This window comes from Streptomyces sp. RP5T, assembly GCF_003933965.1.
In the GTDB taxonomy this organism is placed as follows: domain Bacteria; phylum Actinomycetota; class Actinomycetes; order Streptomycetales; family Streptomycetaceae; genus Streptomyces.
This window is the reverse complement of the sequence record NZ_RSAJ01000329.1, coordinates 1-9,326: the sequence shown is the minus strand read 5'-3', so window position 1 is coordinate 9,326 and position 9,326 is coordinate 1. Positions and strand designations below refer to the sequence as shown.

Genomic DNA, 9,326 nt, shown 5'->3' with positions numbered 1-9,326 from the left:
GGGCCACCCGGACCCGGCCCTCCGCTCCGGCGTCCCCCGGCCACGGCACCTCGAAGAAGAGCGGAGGGACCGGGCAGCAGGGGACCTCCGTCGGCACTCCCCTGGCCTGGAGCGCGAACTCCCAGATCTGGGAGGGGGGCTGCGGCCACGACTACGTCATCGACAAGCCGCCCTCCGAGGTGCCCCCGCCCCCGCTCGTGCAGGACGCCGGAATCTGGGCGGCGACACAGGGCGCGATCCACGGGCGGGAGACGAAGGTGCAGATCTCCGTGCAGGGGCGGTCCTCCACGGCCGTCGTCCTGGAGGCGCTGCGCGTGCGGATCACCGGTCGCAGTTCCCCGGCGCCCGGTACCGCGTACGCCATGGACCAGGGCTGCGGCGGCGGGCTCACCCCCCGTGGCTTCGACGTGAACCTGGACATCGACCGCCCGGTCGCCCACGCGGTCGCCGGCAACGACACCGGACAGACCGTGCCCGCGGTGGAGTTCCCCTACCGGGTCTCCGCCACGGACCCCGAGGTGCTGCTGGTCAGCGCGACGACGCAGACGTACGACTGCAGCTGGTACCTCGAACTCGACTGGTCCTCCCAGGGCCGCACCGGGACGGTCCGCATCGACGACCACGGCCGCCCGTTCCGCACGACCAGCATCAAGGGCCTGCCCCGTCTCTGGTACGGCACGAACGCCGCGGGCGAACGGGCGTGGGTGAAGTCCGAGGGCTAGGCCCCGACGGCACTGCTCACCGGGTCGGCTCCCTGGTCGGCCCCGGCCCGTACGGTGTGTCGGCCGGCTCGACGCCGGACGCCGCCCGTTCGGGAGGACGGCGTCGGCGTCGCTCACACAGAGGTGGACGACGGCCCCGGTGCGTCGCGGGTCGAAGCCCAGCCGGCGGTACCGCTCCAGGGCCGCGTCGAGGCTGCGGACCGGGACGACCGGGGCGACCGAGGTGAACGCGATGTCCGGCATGCCGCCGGTCTCGCATCCACGGGGTCCTCAGGGCCGGGGCATGTTGCGGAGGTTGGAGCGGGCCATCTGGAGCATGCGGCCGACCCCGCCGTCCAGGACGATCTTCGAGGCGGACAGGGCGAAGCCGGTGACCATCTCGGCGCTGATCTTCGGCGGGATGGACAGGGCGTTGGGGTCGGTGACGATGTCGACGAGGGCCGGACCCTTGTGCTTGAACGCCGACTTCAGCGCCCCGGCCAGGTCCTTGGGCTTCTCGACGCGCACGCCGTAGGCCCCGCAGGCCTGGGCCACGGCGGCGAAGTCGGGGTTCTTGTTGGCGGTGCCGTAGGAGGGCAGCCCGGCGACCAGCATCTCCAACTCGACCATGCCGAGCGAGGAGTTGTTGAAGAGGACGACCTTCACGGGGAGGTCGTACTGCACGAGGGTCAGGAAGTCGCCCATGAGCATGGAGAACCCGCCGTCCCCGGACATCGAGACGACCTGCCGCTTCCGGTCGGTGAACTGCGCCCCGATCGCCATCGGCAGCGCGTTCGCCATGGACCCGTGCGAGAACGAACCGATCACGCGGCGACGGCCGTTGGGCGAGATGTACCGGGCGGCCCACACGTTGCACATGCCGGTGTCGACGGTGAACACCGCGTCTTCGTCGGCGAGTTCGTCCAGTACGGAGGCCACGTACTCGGGGTGGATCGGGACGTGCTTCTCGACCTTGCGGGTGTACGCCTTCACGACCCCTTCGAGCGCGTCGGCGTGCTTCTTGAGCATCTTGTCGAGGAAGCGCCGGTTCGTCTTCTCCTTCACCCGGGGCGTCAGACACCGCAGGGTCTCCTTCACGTCCCCCCAGACCGCGAGGTCCAGCTTGGAGCGGCGGCCGAGGTGTTCGGGCCGTACGTCGACCTGCGCGATCTGGACGTCGTCGGGGAGGAAGGCGTTGTACGGGAAGTCGGTGCCGAGCAGGATCAGCAGGTCGCACTCGTGGGTGGCCTCGTAGGCGGCGCCGTAGCCGAGCAGTCCGCTCATGCCGACGTCGAAGGGGTTGTCGTACTGGATCCACTCCTTGCCCCTGAGGGCGTGCCCGACCGGTGACTTGACCTTCTCCGCGAACTCCATGACCTCGGCGTGCGCGCCCGCGGTGCCGCTGCCGCAGAAGAGGGTGATCTTCTGGGCCTTGTCGATCATCTCGACGAGCTTGTCGATCTCGGCGTCGCCGGGGCGGACGGAGGTGCCGCGGGAGGCGTAGGCGACCATCTCCTCGAACGTCCAGCTCATGTTGGACAGCAGGTCCTTGCCGACCACCTCGCCGTTGATCTCGGCGGTCAGGCCGAGGCGCAGGAATCCGTCGTCGTCCCGGTACCTCTCCAGTTCGTCGGCGGTGACCAGGTAGGGGCCCAGCGTGGTGGCGGTGTCCTTGCCCTTGCAGGGGCCGAGGCCGACTCGCATCTCGGCGGACTGGAGGTCGCGCGCGGACCAGTCGTTGAGGACCGTGTAGCCGACGATGTGCTCGCGGGCCCGTTCGGGCGTGAGATCGCGGCCCTCCTTGCCGATCACGGCGGCGACTTCGAGCTCGAAGTCGAGCACGGTCGAGCCGGGCGGCACGGGGATGTCGTCGTGCGGGCCGATGACCGCGTACGGGTTCGTGAAGTAGAACGTGGGGGCCGTGTACCACTGCTCGGGCACCCCGGCCGCGCCGTCCACGGACCGCCGTACGCCCTCGACGTGCTCCTCGAAGGTGACGAAGTCCCGCACGGTGGGCGGCTGGAGAGGGGACAGCAGGCGCACCCGGGAGACATGAGGGCCGGCCGGGGCGGCGAGGGCCGTGGTGCCCGCGTCGAGCAGTCCCGGCAGACCGTCCCGCTCGGCGAGCAGCGCGGTCAGTGAGGGGACGTCGGGCAGCGGGTGGAGGGTGCCGTCCTCGGCGACGACGGCCACGTGAGAGCGGGCACGGTGTTCGTACGTTGCGAAACGCATGGCGGGTCCTATTGGGCGTGCGGAAGGGCCCCGGGGGCGCGGCGGGCAGTCAGGGCGACAGGGGACGCCGCGCCCCCGGGGGGCCGGGGTGACCTCGGGGCCGTGCTCAGACCGGCGGGGCGACGAACACGCCGCGGTCGACGTCGTTGAACGACTCCTTGGCGATCAGTTCGTTCATCGGGTTGGCGGTGCCCCACTGGTCGGTGACCTCGGGCCGGGAGAAGTCGTAGACGTGGGGGTGCCAGGTGTCCTCGTCGAGGATCTCCAGCTCCGTGGTGTACTCGACGGTGTTGCCGTGCGGGTCGAGGAAGTAGGTGAAGGTGTTGTCGCCGGCCATGTGACGGCCCGGCCCCCAGATCTTCTGGAAGCCGGCCCGCATCACGCGCCCCGAGCCGCGCATGTACTCGTCCAGGCCGCGCATCTCGAAGGAGACGTGGTGCAGCGAGGTGTGCGGGCCCTTCGCGATGGCCATGGAGTGGTGCTGGTTGCTGATCCGCATGAAGTGCATGACCTCGCCCATGTGCGGCGAGTGCAGGGTGTCGGAGAGGCGGAAGCCGAGGTGGGTCTCGTACCACTCCCGCGTCCTGTCCAGGTCGGGGGAGTTGAGGACGACGTGCGACAGCTTGACCGGGATCGACTCCTTCTCCTCGATCCTGCGGTGCTGCCGTACCTCCACGTCCGCCGAGACCTCGATGGTGCGGCCGTCGACGTCGAAGAAGCGGAAGCCGTAGCCGCCTCCGGGGGTGTCCACCTTGCCCGGCTGGGAGATCAACTGCACGCCCCCGGAGAGGAGTTGTTCGGCCAGGGTGTCGACGTCCCCGGCGCTCGCGGCGCCGTACGAGACAAGGTCGAGGCGCTTCTCGTCGGCCCTGCGCAGCCGTACGACGTACTGCTCGGGGGAGCCCTCGGCGGCCAGGAAGGAGATCCCGGAGTCCTCGGCGACCTTGGTCAGGCCCCAGACGCCGGCGTAGAAGTCGAGCTGCTTGTCGTAGTCGGGCACGGCCAGGTCGACGTGGCGCAGATGGGTGAGCAGGCGGTTCATGGGGGGTCCTCCTCAGGCGAGGTCGAGCAGGGCGGACGCGTTGGCTCCGCGTACGGCGTGGAAGTCGGGGTCGGGCAGGTCCGCGGCGCGCAGGGCGGCCAGCGGCTCCTCGGTGCCCATGTCGAAGGGGAAGTCGGAGCCGAGCAGGACGCGGTCGGCTCCGCAGGCGGCGACCAGGGCCCGCAGGACCTGCGGATCGTGGACGAGGGAGTCGACGTACAGCTGCTTCAGGTAGCTGCTGGGTTCCCGGGCGCAGCCGCGGGCGTCGGGCCGTACGCGCCAGGCGTGGTCGGAGCGGCCGATGTGGGTGGGCAGATAGCCGCCGCCGTGCGCCGCGACCAGTTTCAGGTCCGGATGGCGGTCCAGGACGCCGGAGAAGATCAGGTGGGAGAGCGCGACGGCGTTCTCGGTGGGCTGGCCGACCGTGTTGGACAGGTACCACTGGTCCAGGCGCTCGTCGAGCGTGCAGCCGAAGGGGTGCAGGAGGACCAGCGCGCCGCTCTGCTCGGCCCGCGTCCACAGGGGTTCGTAGGCGGGGTCGGAGAGTTCGCGGCCCGGCGCGTGCGAGGAGATCTCCACGCCCTTCAGCCCCTGTTCCAGTGCGTGATCGAGCAACTCCACGGCGAGGTCGGGGTGTTGCAGGGGGACCAGTCCGAGGCCGAGCAGCCGGTCGGGGGCCTTCGCGCAGTGCGCGGCGGTCCCCTCGCTGGCCAACCGGCAGACCTTGCGGGCGAGTTCGGGCCCGGCCCAGTAGTGGTAGTGCGACGGGGACGGGCTGACCAGCTGGATGTCCACACCCTGTGCGTCCATGGCCGCCAGCCGCACGGTGACGTCCGTCAGTCTCGGCACGCGCGTGCCCACCATGGGCCCGCTCACGGCCAGGGCCGCCGGGCCGTTGCGGCGGGCGTCCAGGGCCCGGGCCTCGGCCAGGCCCGGCTCGCCCGCCACGGCCTCCTCGACCTCCGGCAGCAGGAGATGGGCGTGGACGTCGACCGTCGGGGCCGACTCGGGCTCGGTCACGGGCTTTCCTTCAGCGCGTTCAGGGTGCGGCGGGTCAGACCCGGTACGTCCGCGTCGCGCACTCCGTCCAGCGTCCACCGGCCGAGCTGCACGGAGGCGTCGACGACCATGCGCACGCGGGGCAGCCGCCGGGCGTGGTAGTCGGTGAACAGCCGGTCGTCCCAGGTGTCGCGGGTGGTCAGCAGCTCGGCGAGGACCAGGGCGTCCTCCAGGGACATCGCCGCGCCCTGGGCGAACGTGGGCGGGCAGCAGTGCGCGGCGTCCCCGACGAGCACGACCCGGCCGCGGTGCCAGGGGCCCTCCACCAGGAGGCGGTGGAACCAGGTGTAGTTGACCTTGGCGGGGTCCTCGATGTGCTTCGCGATCTCGGGCCAGGAACCGCCGTAGTGCTGCGCGAGCGCGCGCATCTCGTCGGCGTACGTCTGCGGCGGGATCGAGGCGCGGTCGCGGTTGGCCTCGACGAGGTAGGCGTAGATGCTGTCCTCGCCGGTGGGGCAGTAGCCGGCGATGTAGGCGGGGCCGCCGTACGCCAGGTCCGTGCGGGTCACGCCCTCGGGCCGGGGTGCGGCGATGCGCCAGATGGCCATCCCGGTGGGCTCCGGCCGGTCGTCGATGCCGATCGCGGCACGCGTCGCGGAGTTGAGGCCGTCGGCGGCGATCACCAGGTCGTAGCGGCCCTCGGTGCCGTCGCTGAGGCGTACCGACACGCCGTCGGCGTCCTGGTCCAGGGTCTCGGCGGTGGTGCCGAGGCGGACGGTGGCGCCGGAGGCGCGGACCGCGTCGATGAGGATCTGCTGCAACCGGGGGCGCGGCATGCCGAGGGTGGCGGGCAGGTCGGGGCCGCCGGTCTGGATGTCCTCGGCGACGAAGAGGACGGTGCCGTCGGGGGTGGTCACGCCCAGCGAGCCGAAGGCGAACCCCGACGCGCTCACCTGTTCCCAGACGCCCAGCTCACGCAGGACGCGCAGGGCGTTGCCCTGGAGGGTGATGCCGGAGCCGGTGGTGGCGTTCCAGTCGGGCTTCGCCTCGATCAGGTCGACGGCGATGCCGGCGCGGCGCAGCAGGACGGTGACGGCGCTGCCGGAGGCGCCCCCGCCGACGACGAGGACGGTACGGGTGCCCCCGCCCGGAGGCTGGGGGAGCGGGTGCTGATCGGTCATGGTCGGGGTTACCTCCCGGTCGGTCCGCACGGCTTCGGGCGGTTGGGGGCGGCTCGCCCGCGGGGAGTGCGGGCCGAGACCGGGTGCGCGGCTGCTGTCCGGGGAAGGCGCACCCGGCGACTGTGTGGGCTACTTGACGGCGATCGGGTTCACGGGGGAGCCGACGGCTCCGGTGATGGGCAGGGGCGCGGCGGTGAGCCAGAACTCGTACACGCCGTCCGCCGCGCAGTCCGCGGCGAGGGCGTCGAGGTCCCACATCTCGCCGATCAGCAGGCCCATGTTGGGGATGACGACCTGGTGCAGGGGCTGGAAGGCGTTCTCGAACTCGTTGGGGCGGACCTCGAAGCCCCAGGTGTCGGTGGCGATCGCGGCGATCTCGGTGCGATGCAGCCAGCCGGCGGTGGTGAAGGACAGGCCGGGCGCGGGCCCGCCCGCGTAGTCGCCCCAGCCCTCGCGCCGGGCACGGGCCAGCTGTCCGGTGCGGACGAGGACGATGTCGCCGCGGCCGACTCTCACGCCGTGCGCCTCGGCGGTGGCGGTCAGGTGCTCCTCGGTGACGGCGAACCCGTCCGGCAACTCGCCGTCGCTGCCGATGACCTGACCCACGTCCAGCAGGACTCCGCGGCCGGCGACGTACGGCGCCATGTGCTCGATGCCGGTGACGAGGTCGCCGTCGGAGGTGACGACCTTCTCGGCGTCCCGGCCGTTCCACGCCTTGCCGTGGTCGAAGATGTGGCCGAGCCCGTCCCACTGGGTGGAGCACTGCAACGGCATCGCGATCACGTCGTCGGCGCCGCCGATGCCGTGCGGGAAGCCCTGGTTGCCGAGGGCCGCGTCGGTGCCGGTGTCGAGCATGGTGTGCACGGGGTTGGTGCGCCGGCGCCAGCCCTTCTGCGGGCCGTCCATGTCGAACCGCTGGGACAGGGAGAAACTGACCCCGCGCCGGACGAGCGCCGCGCCCTCGCGCCGCTTGGCCTCGTCGAGGAGGTTCAGGGTCCCGAGCACGTCGTCAGCGCCCCAACGCCCCCAGTTCGAGTACTTCTTGGCGGCCTCGGCGATCGCGCCCTCGGGGTCGTGGCGGTTCATGACGTCTCCTGGACGCACCGCGTGCGCTGGGTGCCGAGCCCGGTGACGGAGCCCTCCATGACGTCGCCGTCGCGCAGCAGCCGGCCCCAGTGGAGGCCGTTGCCGGCCGGGGAGCCCGTCAGCACCAGGTCGCCGGGCAGCAGCCGGGAGGTCTGGGAGATGTACGACACCAGGCGCGCGACTCCGAACAGCATGTCCTTGGTGGACTCGTCCTGCATGGTCTCGCCGTTGAGCTTGAGCGTGACCCGCAGATCACCGGGATCGGCGATCGAGGCGGCCGGGACCAGCCACGGGCCGAGCGGGGTGAAACCGGGCGCGTTCTTGCAGCGCAGCCAGTCGGTGCCGATGGCCTTCATGTCCCGGCGGAAGACGGTGGCCCGGTCGGTGAGGTCGTTGGCGATCGTGTACCCGGCGACGTACTGAAGGGCCTCCTCGACCGGCACCCGGTGAGCGGGCCGGGCGATGACCGCCGCCAACTCCAGCTCCCAGTCAGGCTGTTCGGCCCAGGAGGGCAGCACGACGTCGTCGTACGGGCCCGCGATGCTGCTGGGCAGGCCGATGAACACGTACGGCAGGTCCTCCGCCGCCCGGCGGTCCATGATCTCGGCGATCTCCGCACGCGCCTCCTCGACCGTGCGCGGGTCGTCGGGGGAGCGGTGCGCGAGCTCCAGGTCGATGACGTGCTGCCGGTAGTTCGCGCCGGACTGGAAGATCTGCCGGGGCTCGACCGGCGCGTGCACCCTCAGGCCGTCCAGCGGCCGCCAGTCGAGGGCGTCCTCGCCGGCCAGGACGTGCAGCACCGGGAGGGCTTCCTCCCAGCGCTCCAGCACGGCACGCACGTCCGCCGGCGCCCAGGCCAGCGCGGTGCTCAGATCGAGCACCCGGCCCTTGGCCAGCAGTCCGGGGAACGGTTCTGCGTCCGGGACCGAGAACGTGCCGAGCGCGAACGGGCCGACAGGTTGCGCGAGCGTTGCCATCAGATGTCCTCCTGCGGGGTCGGGGTCTACTGTGACCCCCGACGGCTGATCACGGAAATAGATCCTGTGGATGCGCCGTATCCATGACGTGGATGTCCCAGACTTCTCCAGGTGGTGCCCGGTGAACCTGTCCCGACTCGATCTCAATCTGGTCCTCGCCCTGCGGGCGCTGCTGGAGGAACGCAACGTCACCCGGGCCGGCGAGCGCATCGGACTGAGCCAGCCCGCGATGAGCGCGGCGCTGTCCCGGCTGCGCCGCCATTTCGACGACGAATTGCTCTCCCGCACCGGAAACGCCTACGAACTGACGCCGCTCGGCGTCGCGCTGCGCGACCGCAGCGCGACCGCGTGCGACCTGCTGGAGCGGGTCTTCTCCAGCCAGGCGGAGTTCGATCCGGCCGCGGAGAGCCGGGAGTTCACGCTGCTCGCCTCCGACTACGGCGCGGCCGTGTTCGGCGCAGCGCTCGCCCGTACGCTGCACCAGGAGGCGCCCGGCATCCGGCTCACGTTCCAGCATCCGGCACCCTCGGTCGTGGAGAACACGGCCACCGTGCTCAGCACCGTGGACGGGCTGCTGATGCCGCACGGCGTCATCGACGGCTTCCCCTTCGTCGACGTGCACCAGGACCGCTGGCTGTGCATGGTGGCCGACGACAACCCCGAGATCGGCGACGAAGTCACCCTCGACCACCTGGCGAACCTGCCCTGGGCGGTCTACCAGCGCCCCTACGACGCCCCGGTGGCCCGCCAGCTCAGCATGATCGGCATCAGCCCGCGGGTGGAGGTCTCCGTGCAGACCTTCCAGCTGCTGCCCCACATGGTCGAGGGCACCCGCCGGGTCACGATGATCCAGGAGCGCCTGGCCCGCCGCACGGCCCGCTCCGCCGCGGTACGCGTCCTGCCCTGCCCCTTCGAGGCGGTACCGGTGCGCGAGGCACTGTGGTGGCACCCGGTCCACACCCAGGACGCGGCCCACATCTGGCTGCGCCGCAAGGCAGCCGAGGTCGGCGCGACGCTGACAACGAACGGCAACGGCAACGGGGACGCCGGACCGGCTGAGTGAAGCGGCCCGACGAGGCGCCGGGGGACTGTGGGGGAGATGTTGGGG

General features: G+C 71.5%; 6 protein-coding genes and 3 pseudogenes. 2 read left to right on the top strand and 7 right to left on the bottom strand.

Features of this window, described 5'->3' with window-relative positions; genetic code table 11:
• A pseudogene (locus EHS43_RS28335) lies at positions 1-722 on the top strand (transcriptional regulator); the annotation flags it as partial.
• A gap of 270 nt (positions 723-992) precedes the next feature.
• Here EHS43_RS28335 and EHS43_RS47125 read toward each other — a convergent pair.
• From EHS43_RS47125 to EHS43_RS28300, 7 genes and pseudogenes are all read right to left on the bottom strand, one after another.
• A pseudogene (locus EHS43_RS47125) lies at positions 993-2,186 on the bottom strand (thiamine pyrophosphate-dependent enzyme); the annotation flags it as partial.
• Positions 2,169-2,933 (bottom strand): annotated as a pseudogene (locus EHS43_RS47120) (fumarylacetoacetate hydrolase family protein); the annotation flags it as partial. The pseudogenes EHS43_RS47125 and EHS43_RS47120, both read right to left, overlap by 18 nt.
• Before the next feature lie 106 nt (positions 2,934-3,039).
• Positions 3,040-3,975 carry a VOC family protein gene (locus EHS43_RS28320; RefSeq protein ID WP_125193575.1) on the bottom strand — a complete coding sequence of 312 codons (936 nt, stop codon included), beginning with the start codon at positions 3,973-3,975 and terminating at the stop codon, positions 3,040-3,042.
• Positions 3,976-3,987: 12 nt separating this feature from the next.
• A complete protein-coding gene (locus EHS43_RS28315; protein ID WP_125193574.1) occupies positions 3,988-4,995 on the bottom strand; it encodes an amidohydrolase family protein in 1,008 nt (335 codons plus the stop codon).
• Complete coding sequence (locus EHS43_RS28310) at positions 4,992-6,155, bottom strand: FAD-dependent oxidoreductase (RefSeq protein WP_125193573.1); 1,164 nt, start codon at positions 6,153-6,155, stop codon at positions 4,992-4,994. The genes EHS43_RS28315 and EHS43_RS28310 overlap by 4 nt, the downstream gene beginning before the upstream one ends.
• Before the next feature lie 129 nt (positions 6,156-6,284).
• Positions 6,285-7,241: a cyclase family protein gene (locus EHS43_RS28305; RefSeq protein WP_125193572.1), complete on the bottom strand. Its 957-nt coding sequence runs from the start codon at positions 7,239-7,241 to the stop codon at positions 6,285-6,287.
• Entirely contained in the window at positions 7,238-8,218 is a 981-nt protein-coding gene (locus tag EHS43_RS28300; protein WP_125193571.1) for a fumarylacetoacetate hydrolase family protein, read from the bottom strand. Before EHS43_RS28300 ends, EHS43_RS28305 begins: the two co-directional genes overlap by 4 nt.
• 121 nt (positions 8,219-8,339) lie before the next feature.
• Between EHS43_RS28300 and EHS43_RS28295 the strand changes: the two genes are divergently transcribed.
• The gene (locus tag EHS43_RS28295; RefSeq protein ID WP_125193570.1) at positions 8,340-9,281 is read left to right on the top strand and encodes a LysR family transcriptional regulator; all 942 of its coding nucleotides are present in this window, start codon (positions 8,340-8,342) and stop codon (positions 9,279-9,281) included.
• Positions 9,282-9,326: the final 45 nt, after the last annotated feature.

Bases quoted from the DNA above. Each gene is read 5' to 3' on its own strand.
- EHS43_RS28300 (WP_125193571.1), bottom strand. From the start codon at position 8,218: ATGGCAACGCTCGCGCAACCTGTCGGCCCGTTCGCGCTCGGCACGTTC.
- EHS43_RS28305 (WP_125193572.1), bottom strand. From the start codon at position 7,241: ATGAACCGCCACGACCCCGAGGGCGCGATCGCCGAGGCCGCCAAGAAG.
- EHS43_RS28310 (WP_125193573.1), bottom strand. From the start codon at position 6,155: ATGACCGATCAGCACCCGCTCCCCCAGCCTCCGGGCGGGGGCACCCGT.
- EHS43_RS28320 (WP_125193575.1), bottom strand. From the start codon at position 3,975: ATGAACCGCCTGCTCACCCATCTGCGCCACGTCGACCTGGCCGTGCCC.